Origin of the sequence: Tsukamurella sp. DT100, assembly GCF_049844855.1 — a bacterium.
Taxonomy (GTDB): Bacteria; Actinomycetota; Actinomycetes; order Mycobacteriales; family Mycobacteriaceae; genus Tsukamurella.
This window is the reverse complement of record NZ_JBNCLV010000008.1, coordinates 19347-32180: the sequence shown is the minus strand read 5'-3', so window position 1 is coordinate 32180 and position 12834 is coordinate 19347. Positions and strand designations below refer to the sequence as shown.

General features: G+C 71.0%; 14 protein-coding genes. 5 read left to right on the top strand and 9 right to left on the bottom strand.

Annotated elements, in window-relative coordinates:
* Positions 1-89: 89 nt before the first annotated feature.
* The 7 genes from ACLQ3K_RS18805 to ACLQ3K_RS18775 all read right to left on the bottom strand — a co-directional run bounded on the left by ACLQ3K_RS18805 (position 90) and on the right by ACLQ3K_RS18775 (position 7560).
* Positions 90-875 (bottom strand): ABC transporter ATP-binding protein, encoded by a 786-nt coding sequence (locus tag ACLQ3K_RS18805; protein ID WP_224645850.1) that lies wholly within the window; start codon positions 873-875, stop codon positions 90-92.
* Positions 872-1930: an ABC transporter substrate-binding protein gene (locus ACLQ3K_RS18800; protein ID WP_426001076.1), complete on the bottom strand. Its 1059-nt coding sequence runs from the start codon at positions 1928-1930 to the stop codon at positions 872-874. The genes ACLQ3K_RS18805 and ACLQ3K_RS18800 overlap by 4 nt, the downstream gene beginning before the upstream one ends.
* Complete coding sequence (locus ACLQ3K_RS18795; protein WP_224645848.1) at positions 1927-2787, bottom strand: ABC transporter permease; 861 nt, start codon at positions 2785-2787, stop codon at positions 1927-1929. The genes ACLQ3K_RS18800 and ACLQ3K_RS18795 overlap by 4 nt, the downstream gene beginning before the upstream one ends.
* Before the next feature lie 143 nt (positions 2788-2930).
* The gene (locus ACLQ3K_RS18790) at positions 2931-3686 is read right to left on the bottom strand and encodes an SDR family NAD(P)-dependent oxidoreductase (RefSeq protein WP_426001075.1); all 756 of its coding nucleotides are present in this window, start codon (positions 3684-3686) and stop codon (positions 2931-2933) included.
* A complete protein-coding gene (locus tag ACLQ3K_RS18785) occupies positions 3679-4212 on the bottom strand; it encodes a DinB family protein (protein WP_426001074.1) in 534 nt (177 codons plus the stop codon). Before ACLQ3K_RS18785 ends, ACLQ3K_RS18790 begins: the two co-directional genes overlap by 8 nt.
* Before the next feature lie 110 nt (positions 4213-4322).
* Positions 4323-5381, bottom strand: coding sequence for a 3-deoxy-7-phosphoheptulonate synthase (locus ACLQ3K_RS18780; RefSeq protein ID WP_426001073.1), 1059 nt, complete (start codon positions 5379-5381; stop codon positions 4323-4325).
* 193 nt (positions 5382-5574) lie between these two features.
* On the bottom strand, positions 5575-7560 hold the full coding sequence (locus ACLQ3K_RS18775) for a thioredoxin domain-containing protein (protein ID WP_426001072.1): 1986 nt from the start codon (positions 7558-7560) through the stop codon (positions 5575-5577).
* Positions 7561-7638: 78 nt separating this feature from the next.
* On the opposite strand from ACLQ3K_RS18775, the gene ACLQ3K_RS18770 reads away from it, so the two are divergent.
* Positions 7639-8130: an SRPBCC family protein gene (locus tag ACLQ3K_RS18770; protein ID WP_426001071.1), complete on the top strand. Its 492-nt coding sequence runs from the start codon at positions 7639-7641 to the stop codon at positions 8128-8130.
* Between the two features lie 3 nt (positions 8131-8133).
* Here the strand turns inward: ACLQ3K_RS18770 and ACLQ3K_RS18765 are convergent, their stop codons facing one another.
* A complete protein-coding gene (locus tag ACLQ3K_RS18765; protein WP_426001070.1) occupies positions 8134-9102 on the bottom strand; it encodes a helix-turn-helix transcriptional regulator in 969 nt (322 codons plus the stop codon).
* 123 nt (positions 9103-9225) lie between these two features.
* Here ACLQ3K_RS18765 and ACLQ3K_RS18760 point away from each other — a divergent pair, with 123 nt between their 5' ends.
* From ACLQ3K_RS18760 to ACLQ3K_RS18745, 4 genes are all read left to right on the top strand, one after another.
* Positions 9226-9621, top strand: a complete 396-nt coding sequence (locus tag ACLQ3K_RS18760; protein ID WP_336670080.1) for a RidA family protein — start codon at positions 9226-9228, stop codon at positions 9619-9621.
* A 157-nt stretch (positions 9622-9778) separates the two neighbouring features.
* Positions 9779-10339 carry a Uma2 family endonuclease gene (locus ACLQ3K_RS18755; protein ID WP_426001069.1) on the top strand — a complete coding sequence of 187 codons (561 nt, stop codon included), beginning with the start codon at positions 9779-9781 and terminating at the stop codon, positions 10337-10339.
* Positions 10340-10341: 2 nt separating this feature from the next.
* On the top strand, positions 10342-10533 hold the full coding sequence (locus ACLQ3K_RS18750) for a hypothetical protein (protein WP_426001068.1): 192 nt from the start codon (positions 10342-10344) through the stop codon (positions 10531-10533).
* 101 nt (positions 10534-10634) lie between these two features.
* Complete coding sequence (locus ACLQ3K_RS18745) at positions 10635-10853, top strand: hypothetical protein (protein ID WP_426001067.1); 219 nt, start codon at positions 10635-10637, stop codon at positions 10851-10853.
* Here ACLQ3K_RS18745 and ACLQ3K_RS18740 read toward each other — a convergent pair whose 3' ends face one another.
* On the bottom strand, positions 10854-12776 hold the full coding sequence (locus ACLQ3K_RS18740; RefSeq protein WP_426001236.1) for an ArnT family glycosyltransferase: 1923 nt from the start codon (positions 12774-12776) through the stop codon (positions 10854-10856).
* Positions 12777-12834: the final 58 nt, after the last annotated feature.

Sequence of the window (12834 nt, the reverse complement as noted above, 5' to 3'; positions counted from 1 at the left end):
AACCCTACAACCGGAACCTGAGACCCAGCCTCATTCGCGCACGGTGGACGGCGCCCGCCAGGCTGGTGCCGTCCCCGGCACGGTCGGCGTCAGTCGTGCGCCGCGTAGATCGCGGCCGCCAGCTCGGTCCGCAGGGCCTGGAACTCGGCGGTCGCGGTGACCGACGGGTCGCGCACGGTGTCCGGCCCGTCGCCCGGCAGCTCGACCTTGCGGTCGATCACCACGCGTCCCGGGCGGGCGCTCATCACCAGCACGCGGGTGCTCAGGAACACCGCCTCCTCCACCGAGTGGGTGATGAAGACGATGGTCTTGCCCGCCTCCCGCCAGATCTTGAGCAGGTCCACCTGCAGCCGCTCGCGGGTCAGCGCGTCGAGCGCGCCGTAGGGCTCGTCCATGAGCACGATCGCGGGATCGTTGACCAGGACGCGGGCGATCTGCGCGCGCTGCTGCATGCCGCCGGAGAGCTCGTAGGGCCGCTTGTCGCCGAAGTCGCCGAGGCCCACGAGGTCCAGCAGCTTCTGCGCCTGCTCACGCCGCTCGGCCTTGCCCACGCCACTCACCTTGGGCCCGAACTCGACGTTGCCGCGCACCGTCAGCCAGGGGTACAGGGTGGGGGCCTGGAAGACCACGCCCCGGTCGGCCGACGGTGCCGTCACCCGCGCGCCGCCGACCTCAACGACGCCCTCGGTCGGGTCCTCGAAGCCGGCGACGAGCCGCAGCAGCGTCGTCTTGCCGCAGCCCGAAGGGCCGACGATGGAGACGAACTCGCCCGGCTCGATCGTGAGGTCCGTCGGCTGCAGCGCGATGGTCTGCCCGCTCGCGGTGTCGTAGGTCTTGCCGACCCCCGTCAGCTCGACGCGTTCGGTCCCGGTCACTTGGAAACCCCCTGTGCGGCGTCGGCGTAGACGCCGTCGGTGTAGTGCTGCGCCGGAGCGACGCCCTGGACCTGGCCCTGCTGGAGCAGGAACTCGGCGGTCCGGCGGATGTCGGCGCCGAGCTGCCCGCCGAGATGGTCGGGGCCGCCCTGCGTCTTCGCGTCGAAGTAGGCGTAGCCCTTGATCTGGGTGAGGACCTGGCCCAGCGGCACGCCGAGCTGGCCCGCGATGTGCTCGGCCGCCTTGCTCGGATCGGTGTTCAGCAGGTTCGCGGCCCAACTCTGCGCGGCGGTCCAGGCCTTGAGGAAGGCCGGGTTCTCGCGCACGAAGTCGCCGCGGGCGCCCTCGAGATCGTAGGTCGGCGCGCCCTGCTCGGCGACCTGGGCGCTCGTGGTGAGCACGGTGCCCTTGAGCTGGCTCAGCGTCGGCTCCCAGATGTACGTGGCGTCGATCTGCCCGCCGCCCCACGCGCCGCGGATGGCGTCCGGGGCCAGGTTGATGACCTGCGCATCGGTGACGCCCGCCTTGTCCAGGGCGGTGAGCAGGCTGTAGTGCGCGGTCGACGCGAAGGGCACGGCGATGCGCTTGCCCTTGAGGTCGGCGACGGTCTTGATGCCGTCGCCGCGGGCGACGAGCGACTCCGCGGCCCCGATCCGGTCCTGGATCCAGATGACCTTCATATCGATGTTCAGTGGCGCGCTGAGCGCCTTCGCGGCGGGCGCGCTGCCGAGCAGGCCGACGTCGAGGCTGTTGGCGCCGAACGCCTGGATCACGTCACCGCCGGAGGCGAACTTGCTCCACACGACGTTCACGTTGGGCAGGCAGGTCTTGAGCAGGCCGGTGTCCTTGACGACGAGGTCGCCGTTCGGGATCTCCTGCCAGCCGATCCGGACGGTGCCGGTCACCGTCGGGTCCGGGTCGACGGGGCACGCCGTGGTCCCGCCGATGGAGCGGGACTGTTCGGCGCGGCCGGATTCGACGATGCAGCCGGTCAGGGTGAGGCCGACGGCGCCGACCACGAGCGCCGTGCGCGCGAGGCGCTTCAGGCGGTTCATGCCTTCCCCTTCCACGGGACGGCCAGCAGGCCGATCCACTTGATGAGCGAGTCCAGCAGCAGCGCGGTGACGCCGATGACGATGATGCAGGCGATCGTCAGCGGGGTGTTGAGCTGCTGGCCGGCGAGGTAGGCGAGGCCGCCGATGCCGGGGATGCCGTTGTTGAGCTCGGCCGCGACGACGGTGGTCCACGCGAAGCCGACGGCGATGCGGATGCCGTTGATGACCTCGGGCAGCGTCGCCGGGACGATCACGCCGCGGATGGTCTGCAGCCGGTTCGCGCCGAGCGCGCGGGCGGCGTTGATCTGATCGATGCTCACGCCCTGCACGCCGTTGACGGTGGAGATCGCGATCGCGGGGAAGGCGGCCAGGAAGAGCAGCCAGATCTTCGACGTGTCGCCGATGCCGAACCACACGATGAGCAGGCCGATGTAGCCCAGCGGCGGCAGCGCGCGCAGGAAGTTCAGGTAGGGCTCGATGATCGTGTTGATCGTCTTCGAGGTGCCCATCGCGAAGCCCAGCAGCGGTCCGATGATGATCGCCGCGCCGACGCCGGCGAAGATCCGCTGCAGGCTGGCGACCAGGTGCTCCCACAGGAAGTAGTTCTGCTCGCCGAGCACCTCGCGCGGCACGCCCGGCGCCACCTGGTGCCACGTGCTCGCGCGCACCGCGGCGTCCCAGACGGCCTTCGGCGTGGGCAGGAAGGTCTCGTCGATCAGGCGCAGCCCGCTCACCAGCCACCAGGCGGCGACGAAGACGAGCAGCGCGATGATGCGGACGAGCCACGACCTGACCGCCAGCGGCAGCGGTTCGATGACGGCGTTCTTGACCCTCAGTAGCGGGGGCTCCCCGGCCATGAATTCCTCTCCGGCGCCCCAGTGGGCACACGAACAGGAAACTCTGTCAGGCCGCGGTTCGCATCGGAACCGTTCGAATCGTGGTGATCGTTAGGTGCGGTGCACGTTGCGGGCGGCTACCTGTCGGGAGGCATCGGGGTGGCTCAGACGTTCCTCCGGTACACATTGCGAGCGGCTACCTGGTCCCGGGGCATGATCTGGATCGAGTCGATGTTCACGTGCGGCGGGCGGGTGACGGTCCAGGTCACGGCGTCGGCGATGTCGTCGGCCGTGAGGTTGTCGACGCCCTCGTAGATCTTGTCGGCCGCTGCTTGGTCGCCGCCGAGGCGGACCACGGAGAACTCGGTCTCGACGAGGCCGGGATCGATCTCGATGACGCGGATCGGCTCGCCCTTGAGCTCCAGGCGCAGCACGCGGGTCACCGCGCGGGCGCCGTGCTTGGCGGCGTTGTAGCCAGCGCCGGTCTCGTACGCCTCGAGCGCGGCGACGGACCCGATGGTCACGACGCTCGCGGCTGGCGATGCCCGCAGCTTCGGCAGCAGCGCCTGGGTGACGCGCAGGATCGACAGGACGTTGATGTCGTACATGCGCGACCAGTCGGCCTCGTCGGCGGTCTCGATCCGGTCCACGCCGAGCGCGCCGCCCGCGTTGTTGACCAGCACGTCGACCTTCTCGATCGCGTCGGTGAAGGCCTTCACCGAGTCCACGTCGGAGACGTCGAGCGGCAGCGCGGTGACGATCCGCTCGGGGTACTCGGCCTCGAGCTGCCGCTTGAGGTCCTCCAGCCGCTCCACGCGACGGGCTCCGATCACCACGTCGAACCCCGCGCGCACCAGGTGCCGCGCGGTGGCGGCCCCGATCCCGCTGCTCGCTCCGGTGACGACGGCGATCTCAGCCATGCGTGTTCTCCATTCCCACGTCGATGCGGTGGTGTTCCAGGTCGTGCAGGGCGTAGACGGCGAAGGACTCGACGGTGAACGCGGAGCCGTTGGAGCGCAGGCCCGACCGCGCCCAGTCCTCGTCGCCGACGGTGGCGTAGGCCTGCGCGAACGCCGCCGCCGCGTCCGCGAGCTCGTCGGCCACGGTGCTCGGGTCCTGCGTGTCGTACTCGTCCTCGACCGCGGTCACGTCCTGATCCCAGTTCGCGAAGGTCGCGCCGTCGCGGGCGAGCATGAGGTTCAGCCGTTCGCGCATGATGAGGTGCACGTCGCGCAGGTGGCAGCCGTATTCGAGCACCGACCAGGTCTGCTCGTCGGGCCGGACGCGGGCATCGGGCCTCGCCAGCGCGGCGTCCCAGCCGACGGCCGACCGCGCGATGCGGTCGGCGATGTCCGCGCGGCGGACCGTCGACGGGTCGAATCCGCAGGCCGGGCAGGCCCGCTCGATGACCCACGTCCAGTCCTTGGTGTCCGGTGTGATCGCCACGCCCACGAATCTACTGCGCGCCCGACGGCTCACGATTTCGGGTTCTGCGCGCGTACACCTGCTCCAGCGCACGCGTACCGCGCCGGAACGCGAAATCGTGAACAGTCCCCTCAGCGCAGCGCGGCGGCGAGGTCGTGTAGCACCGAATCGGAGGTGGCGAAGTCCATGCACTTGTCGGTGACGGACTGGCCGTAGACCAGCGGGCCGGGGCCGGGCTGCTGCGCGCCGGCGACGAGGAAGGACTCGAGCATCACGCCGGAGATCCCCTTCTCGCCCGCGGCGAGGCGGCCCGCGATCTCGCGCGCGACCTCGGCCTGACGGACGTGGTCCTTGCCCGAGTTGGCGTGCGAGCAGTCCACCATCACCGACGGGGCGAGGCTGGCCTTCTCCAGCGCGCCGACGGCGGCGGAGACGGAGGCGGCGTCGAAGTTCGGCCCACCGCGGCCGCCGCGCAGGATGACGTGGCAGTTGTCGTTGCCGACGGTCTCGACCACGGCGGCGGCGCCCTCGTCATCGGTGCCGAAGAAGACGTGCCGGGCGGCGGCCGCCTGCACCCCGTCGATCGCGACGGAGACGTTTCCGTCGGTGGCGTTCTTGAAGCCGATCGGCATCGAGAGCCCGGAGGCGAGCTGACGGTGCACCTGCGACTCCGTGGTGCGGGCGCCGATCGCACCCCAGGCGACGGTGTCGGCGATGTACTGCGGGCTGGTCGGCTCGAGGAACTCGCAGCCCACGGGCAGGCCGATCTCCAGGATGTCGAGCAGCAGCTGCCGGGCGGTGCGCAGGCCGCGGGGCACGTCGTAGCTCTCGTCCATGCCGGGGTCGTTGATGAGGCCCTTCCACCCGACGGTGGTGCGCGGCTTCTCGAAGTACACGCGCATCACGACGAGCAGCTCGTCGGCCAGCTCGTCCGCGATGGGCTTGAGCCGGCGGGCGTAGTCGAGCGCGGCCTCGGGGTCGTGCACGGAGCAGGGGCCCACCACCACGAGAAGCCGCTGGTCGCGGCCCGCGATGACGTCGGCGACCGCGGCCCGGTCGGCCTCGACCTGCGCGGCCAGACGGGGTGCGAGCGGCAGCTCGTCGCGCAGCTGCGCGGGCGAGGGGATCGCGTGGAACGCCGAGACCCGACGGTTCGATGTCGACGCCGGTGTATCGAGTTCGATGGTCATGAGAAACCTTCCTGGTGGCGGCACCAGATCCCTTCCGGTGCCATAGAAAAAGGCAGCGAGTGATCTCGCTGCCTTCGGCTCCGGGTTCGTACGGTCGGGATTATCCGCGCATGCGCGCATCACCGCCGGCTCCACCCGGAGCCTCGGTAAAGCGCCAATACGCGTTCATACCCACGAGCCGAACATAGCACAGCTATCGCGCGATCTCTGTGGCGAGCGTCTCACCGTCGGTGACCGGCAGGGAGCAGACGGTGCCGTGGCAGACGTACGCCGCCGCGCGCCCGTCGACGGGGCCGCGCCCCTCCAGCAGCGGGTGCGAATCCTTAGCTCCAGCAATGACTACCGCGCCGCCGGGGGCGAGGCGGCGCGCCTCCGCCACCAGGGCGGCGGCGCCCGTCCCGTCGGCGACGGCGATCTGCAGGCTCGCCGCGGCCTGCTCGGCGACGGCGAGGTGGTGCCCCGCCCCGCGCGGCACCCGGCGGATCAGCTCCCCCGAGCGGGCCCGGGTGGCGGCGGCGAGCTGGGCGTAGCGCTCCCCGAGCAGCGCCTCGGCGTAGGTGAGGGCCTCGGCGACGAGGCTCGCGCCGGCGGGGGTGGCGCCGTCCGCGGGGTCGCGCGGGCGGGTCAACAGCGTCTCGCCGTCCGACGGTGCGTCGTACCAGCTCCCGTCCGCCGCGGGGTCGGCGAAGCGCACGATCGCGGCGTCGAGGATCGCGGCTGCCGCTGCGGCCCAATGCGACTCGTCCGTGTCGGCGGCGCCCGCGTGCTGCGCCAGCGCGAGCAGGCCGGTGACGAGGGCGGCGTAGTCCTCCAGCATGCCGTCGGCTTCGCCGACCGCGCCGCCGAGTGAGCTGCGGCGCAGTCGCGCACCGTCCCAATGGGTTCCGAGGACGTACCGGGCGACGGACGCGGCCTCGTCGACACGACCGGTCTCCGCCAGCGCGGTGATCGCGAGGCCGTTCCAGACGGTGACCACCTTGTCGTCGCGGCCGGGCTGTGGGCGCTGCACCCTGACGTCGTACAGCCGGCGTCGCACGTCGGCGAGGCGCACCGGGTCGGGCTCGCCCTGCAGCTGCAGCGTGGAGGTTCCGTGCTCGAAGGTGCCGCCCGCGGTGACCGCGAAAACCTCGGCGGCCCAGGCTCCGTCGGCCTCGCCGAGCACCTCGACGAGCTGCGACGGCGTCCACACGTACGTGGCGCCCTCGACGCCGTGCCCGTCGACGACGGTGTCCGCGTCGAGTGAGGAGGCGAGCCCGCCACCGTCGACGCCGAGGTCGCGGATCAGGAAGTCGGCGGTCTCGTCGGCGACCCGCAGCGCCAGGGGCGAGCCGGTGCGGCGCCCGAGGTGGGCGTAGAAGCGGAGCAGAAGGGCGTTGTCGTACAACATCTTCTCGAAATGCGGCACCACCCAGTCGGCGTCCACGGCGTAGCGGGCGAAGCCGCCGGCGAGCTGGTCGTAGATGCCGCCGCGGGCCATCGCCTCGGCGCACCGCACGGCGACGCCGTAGGAGGCCGGGTCCCCGGTGCGCTCGTGGTGCCGCAGCAGGGCCTCGACGGTGGCCGACGGCGGGAACTTCGGCGCGCGGCCGAAGCCGCCCGACGGGTCCTCGTCGGCGCAGATCGCGCGCACCGCCCCCGCCAGGTCCTCGGCGGAGGGTGCGGCACCGTCGGGCAGGCCGGCGGAGGCCTGCCGCAGGTGCGCGGCCACCTGCCCGGAGACGCGGCTCACCTCGTCGCGCCGGTCGCGCCAGGTGTCGGTGATGGCCTCGAGGAGCTGCGGGAAGCTCGCCTGGCCGTTGCGGGGCTCCGGCGGGTAGTAGGTGCCGCAGTAGAACGGCTCGCCGCTCGGGGTGAGGAAGCAGGTCATCGGCCAGCCGCCCTGCCCGGTCATGGCGACGGTGGCGTTCATGTAGATCGCGTCGAGGTCGGGGCGCTCCTCGCGGTCGACCTTGATGCACACGAAGCCGGCGTTCATCTGCGCCGCGATGGCCTCGTTCTCGAAGGACTCGTGCGCCATCACGTGGCACCAGTGGCACGCGGCGTAGCCGATGGACAACAGGACGGGCACATCCCGCTCCGCCGCCTCCGCCAGCGCGGCCTCGCTCCACTCCTGCCAGTGCACGGGGTTGTCCGCGTGCTGGCGCAGGTAGGGGCTGGTCGACTCGCCGAGACGGTTCATGTACCCATCCTGCCCCAGTCCTCCGATACCGGCTTCGCGCTCGACGTATCCGCGGAGCGGAGACTACCTTCCGAGGTCATGAAGTGCACGACGTCGATCGAGATCGCCCTGCCGCTGCAGCAGGTCGCGCAATTGCTCTCCGACCCGGCGCACCTGCCGATGTGGCTGCGGGGCATGGAGGTCCACGAACCGGTGAGCGGGACGCACGGCGAGGTCGGGACGGTCTCGCGCGTCGTACTGCGGTCGGGGAAGCAGACGATGGAGCTCACCGAGACCATCACCCGCCGTGAACCGGCGGACCTGCGCACGCTCCCCGCAGGGACCGTCGTGCGGTACGAGCGGGAGATCGAGGGCGCGGGGATGTGGAACGCCGCGCGCGAGCGGCTGACGGAGGCCGGCCCGGACCGGACGTTATGGGAGAGCGAGAACGAGTACCGCTTCCGCAATCCCCTGATGCGCCTGATGGCGCTCCTGATTCCCGGCGTCTTCCGCAAGCAGCAACTGCAGCACATGGAGGACTTCAAGGCCTTCGCCGAGCTGGGGACGGACGTCCGCGACCACGGGGCCTGATCGTCAGGTGGGCGGGTAGCGGTCCGCGAGGACGATCGCCCGAGCACGCAGGGCGGCCCGCAACTCCTCGGGCGCGAGAGCCTCGGCGGCGGTGTCCAGCTGCCACACAGCCCACACCGCGTGACGCAGGTCCTCGAAGGAGACGTCGAGGCGGATGCGCCCGTCGGGCTCGGTGACTTCGGCGCGCACCGCGCGCGCGTGGTTCAGCAGTTCGTCGCGCCGCGCCGCCTCGACGCGGACGAGGACCGGAAGGTGGTTCTCGGAGAGGAACTGCGCGCTCCGCTCGGCCCAGATCCGGTCGAGGTCGACCTGCGCCGGTCGCTGCGCGGAGTCCGCGAGCGCCTCGGCCGCGAGCATCCGCGACACCCGGTACGTGCGGTCGTCACCCGCCTTCGCCGCGAGCAGGTACGTGCGCCCGCGCACCGTGACCAGGCCGATCGGATCGACGGTGTGCCACCGCGGTTCCTTCTCCGGCGCGGCGTACCGGAAGCGGAGCACGCGCCCCGCGAGGACGGCGCGACGGACCTCGCCCATGACCGCCGGGTCGAACTCCTCGGCCGCCGCGCGCCGGGACAGCAGGTCCGTCTCGGGCTCGACGAGGAAGCGTGACGCGGCCCGATCCAAGTCCGCGCGGTTCCCCTCCGGCAGCGCGTCGACGACCTTGCGCATCGCTGAGGCGAGGGCAGCGTTGAGGCCGAACACCTTCCGGTCCGTGCCCGACCCGGCGGTGAGCAGAGCGAGGGCCTCGTCGTGGGTCAGGCCCGTCAGCTCGGTACGGAAGCCCGGCAGGAGGGAGTAGCCGCCACGGCGCCCGCGATCGGCGTAGACGGGGACCCCGGCGGTCGAGAGCGCGTCGATGTCGCGCTGCACGGTGCGCGGCGACACCTCCAGCTCCGCGGCCAGTTCGTCTGCCGTCATCCGTCCGCGCCGGCGCAGGAGGAGCACCAGCGAAACCAGTCGATCGGCGCGCATGGCTCGATTGTCTCCGAAAATCACGACATGAGGTGACGTGATTCGCTGCGAGCCTGGTCGTACGGGTATCGACGGATGGCCACGGGGCCGCCGCACGCCCGCCGAACCGAACGGAGAAGTGCCATGGAACGCACGGCGATCAACCCGGTGTCCTGGTCGCAGGAACTCGGATTCAACCAGGGCGAACTGGTCACCGGACAGTCCCGGACCCTGTACGTCTCGGGGCAGACCGCGATGAGCCCCGACGGCCGGCCGAAGCACGAGGACGACGTCGCGGCGCAGCTCGCGCTCGCGGTCGACAACCTCGAGGCCGTGCTCGACGCGGCCGGGATGTCGCTCGCGAACCTGGTGCGCCTGAACGTCTACAGCACCGACATCGACGAGCTATTCTCGCACTACGGCGTCCTCGCGGCGCGCCTCGGCGCCGCGGGGGTCGCCCCCACCACCACGATGCTCGGGGTGACCCGGCTCGCGATCCCGGGGCAGAAGGTCGAGCTGGAGGGCACCGCCGTCGGTTAGCCCGACGGTGCCGTCCGCGCCGGTCCCACCGGCGCGGGCGCCTGTCCGGCGTGACCGCCGCTCATCTCCCCCGCGGACCGCTCCGGGCCGCGGTTGATTCGGCCCTCGACCGACGTATCCTCGAAGTAGTCGCATTTCATCCGCGAAGGAGGCGCTCGTGACGGAACTTGTCGCGCCGTCGTGGATGCGCTCGCAGATCAGTGCCGAGCAATACGACTCCTGGTCCGAGGAGCAGTGCGCGGGCATCGAGATCGTGGACGGGATGGTCGTCGTGAGCCCGAGCGCATCGAAACGCCACAACCGCCTCGCTCGCCTGTTGGCGAACGCCCTTGATGCCGCGGCGGGCGAGGAGTGGAACGCCGACACTGATTTCGACGTCCGCCTGCAGGACGTACCGCTGACCAATCGGCGCCCCGACGTGATCGTCTACCGCGCGGAGTCGATCGACGTCTCCCCGACCCGGCCCCGTGACGTCCTACTCGTGGTGGAGGTCGTCTCCCCGGGTTCGGAGACAACGGACCGCGTCGTCAAGGCGGATCAGTACGCCAAGGCCGGAATCCGGTTCTACTGGCGCGTCGAGCAGGCCGCCGACGAACCCCCGATCGTGTACACCTACGTGCTCGACCCGGCGGCCCAGGTCTACCGCGACGGGGACGTGTTCACCGGCACGGTAACCACGTCCCTACCGTTCGCGGTCATCGTGGATCTCCGAGGCTGAGCGTGAACGCGATCACGACCGCGATGAACATGCGCCTCGGTCTTTTCGACAGCGGCGCATCGAGCGTGTCGGAGAACGTGGACGTCGTAATGGCCGCGACAGGATTCGGCACGGCTGGGCCGGAAGCAGGCGTCGAGGACGAATACGCAGCAGCACCGCGGATTGCTGCGTGTCAGCCGAAGGGCGACGAATGAGCCGGAGAAGTACACCGGCCGACGTCGAGCTTCTCGCGCAGGAGTCTGCGCGGCGGAGCATCCTCGCTGCTATCGCCCTGGCGTTGAGCGAACATCGCACAGTGCACGAGCTCCTCTACGCGGCCGAGGACGTCGATACTGCGAAGGCTCGGTTGATGGAAGGATTCGAGTGGACCGAGCACCAAGCCCTTGCGGTACTCGACCTACAGCAACGCCGCCTTCCCGCAGCGGAGCGACGCAGGATCATCGACGTGCTCGCCGACGTCGACGCCCGGATAGCCGAATTGACGGCACGAGTGACGCGCGATCACGGCGAATGACTACACCACCAGCTTGTAGACCGTCGCGCTCCCGACCTTGGTGGCGGTGAAGTTCTTCTCCACCCAGCTCTGGATCTCGGACTTCCCGCCGCCCGGGCGGAAGCCGCCGGAGGAGACGTAGTACGAGATCTTCCCGTCCTTCACCCACTGCTGGAACTGCGCGAGCGTGGGCGCGGGGTCGGAGCCGCTGAACCCGCCGATGGCGACCACCGGCCGGCCGGAGTTCAGTTGCAGCGAACCCTGGCTCTGCGCTCCGTTGACCGCGGCCGCCCACTGCGTGGTGGTGTTCTTCAGCAGGGCGATGAGCTCGGGGTCGGACTTCTGCTCGCCGGGCCCCTTGCCGGCCTTGATGTCGTCGGCGCTCACGCCCTCCGGGAGCTCCACGCCCGCGGGCAGTTCGACCTTCGTTCCGCCGCCCGACGATGCCTTCCCCTCACGCCCGCCCGGCCCGCCGAACATGTCACCGGACTTCGCGGTCTTCACCGCCGTCGGCACGCCGCCGCTGTGCGCGGTGCTCGCCGTCGAGACCGAGAACGCCGCCGTCGCAACGCCACCGGCGAGCAGCGCGAACACCAGCGCGGCCGCCGCCGCACGCCCGACCCGCGATCGGGTCACGACCAGCGCGACGATCGCCGCCGCCATCAGGACGCCGACGACGATCCCCAGCCACGGCCAGGCATACCCGGCTCGCCACGCGCGGACGATGCCCCAGCCACCGGCGGCCACCACCAGAGCGGCGAGCGCGAGCGTGCCCGGCACCGTCGACCTGCGGCTCCACGCGACGGCCGCGCCGCCGCCCACGAGCACCGCGATCGCCGGGACGAGTGCCACGGTGTAGTACGGGTGCACGGTGCCGCTCATGTACGAGAAGACCACGCCGGTCACCACGAGCCAGGTGCCGAAGACGGTGAGCCCCAGCGCGAGATCACGATCCAGGCGACGCCGCGCCACCAGCACGAGACCGATCACCAACACGACCAGTGCCGCCGGCAGCAGCCAGGAGATCTCGTTGCCGAACTCGTTGCTGAACAGGCGCGCGAGGCTCGGCGTGCCGCCGAAGGACGTGCCCGTGGCGCCGTTGCCGCCCGGCCCGCCGCCGCCGAAGCCGCCGGAACCCGAGCCGCCGCTGTTCCCGACGATCCGCGCCAGACCGTTGTAGCCGAGCACCAGATCCATGAACGTGCCGTCCTTCGAGCCGCCGATGTACGGCCGCGACGACGCGGGCCACAGCACCGTCAGCAGCACGTACCAGCCGGCCGAAACGACCACGGCGACAACACCCAGCGCCAGATCCCGAGCCCGCCGCAGCCAGGAGGTCTGCGCGAACAGCAGGTACGCGAGCCCGAAGCCGGGCAGCACCAGGAGGCCCTGCAGCATCTTGGTGAGGAAGGCGAAGCCGAGCAGCGCGCCGCACGCCACGAGCCAGCGCCACGACGCCGCCTGGCATGCCCGCACGGTGCAGTAGGCCGCGGCGGTCATGAGCAGTACCAGCAGGGCATCGGGGTTGTTGAACCGGAAGATCAGCACCGCCGCGGGGGTCAGCGCGCACACCGCGCCCGCCAGCAGCGCCCCTCCGGTCGCGATCCGCGACGGAAGCGAGCCGAGGAGCCGGCGCGTCGTCAGGTACACCAGCCCGACGGTGCCGACCCCCATCAGCGCCTGCGGCAGCAGGATCGACCAGGACGAGAGGCCGAGGACCCGCACGAACAGGCCGGTCACCCACAGCGCCGCGGGCGGCTTGTCGACGGTGATCACGTTGCCCGGGTCGAGCGAGCCGAACAGCCAGGCCTTCCAGCTCAGCCCGCCGGCCTGCGCCGCGGCGGCGTAGAAGTCGTTGCCGTAGCCGCTGATCGACAGGTTCCAGCAGTACAGCAGCGCCGTGGCGGCGAGCAGTGCGGTCACGGCACAGCGCCGCGGAGTCATGTACTTCACGGAAGCCACCCTCGCGGGCGGAACTGCGCGCCCCCGGCCCTGAGCCTGG

Bases quoted from the DNA above. Each gene is read 5' to 3' on its own strand.
- ACLQ3K_RS18800 (WP_426001076.1), bottom strand. From the start codon at position 1,930: ATGAACCGCCTGAAGCGCCTCGCGCGCACGGCGCTCGTGGTCGGCGCC.
- ACLQ3K_RS18795 (WP_224645848.1), bottom strand. From the start codon at position 2,787: ATGGCCGGGGAGCCCCCGCTACTGAGGGTCAAGAACGCCGTCATCGAA.
- ACLQ3K_RS18790 (WP_426001075.1), bottom strand. From the start codon at position 3,686: ATGGCTGAGATCGCCGTCGTCACCGGAGCGAGCAGCGGGATCGGGGCC.
- ACLQ3K_RS18780 (WP_426001073.1), bottom strand. From the start codon at position 5,381: ATGACCATCGAACTCGATACACCGGCGTCGACATCGAACCGTCGGGTC.
- ACLQ3K_RS18775 (WP_426001072.1), bottom strand. From the start codon at position 7,560: ATGAACCGTCTCGGCGAGTCGACCAGCCCCTACCTGCGCCAGCACGCG.
- ACLQ3K_RS18770 (WP_426001071.1), top strand. From the start codon at position 7,639: ATGAAGTGCACGACGTCGATCGAGATCGCCCTGCCGCTGCAGCAGGTC.
- ACLQ3K_RS18765 (WP_426001070.1), bottom strand. From the start codon at position 9,102: ATGCGCGCCGATCGACTGGTTTCGCTGGTGCTCCTCCTGCGCCGGCGC.
- ACLQ3K_RS18760 (WP_336670080.1), top strand. From the start codon at position 9,226: ATGGAACGCACGGCGATCAACCCGGTGTCCTGGTCGCAGGAACTCGGA.
- ACLQ3K_RS18740 (WP_426001236.1), bottom strand. From the start codon at position 12,776: ATGACTCCGCGGCGCTGTGCCGTGACCGCACTGCTCGCCGCCACGGCG.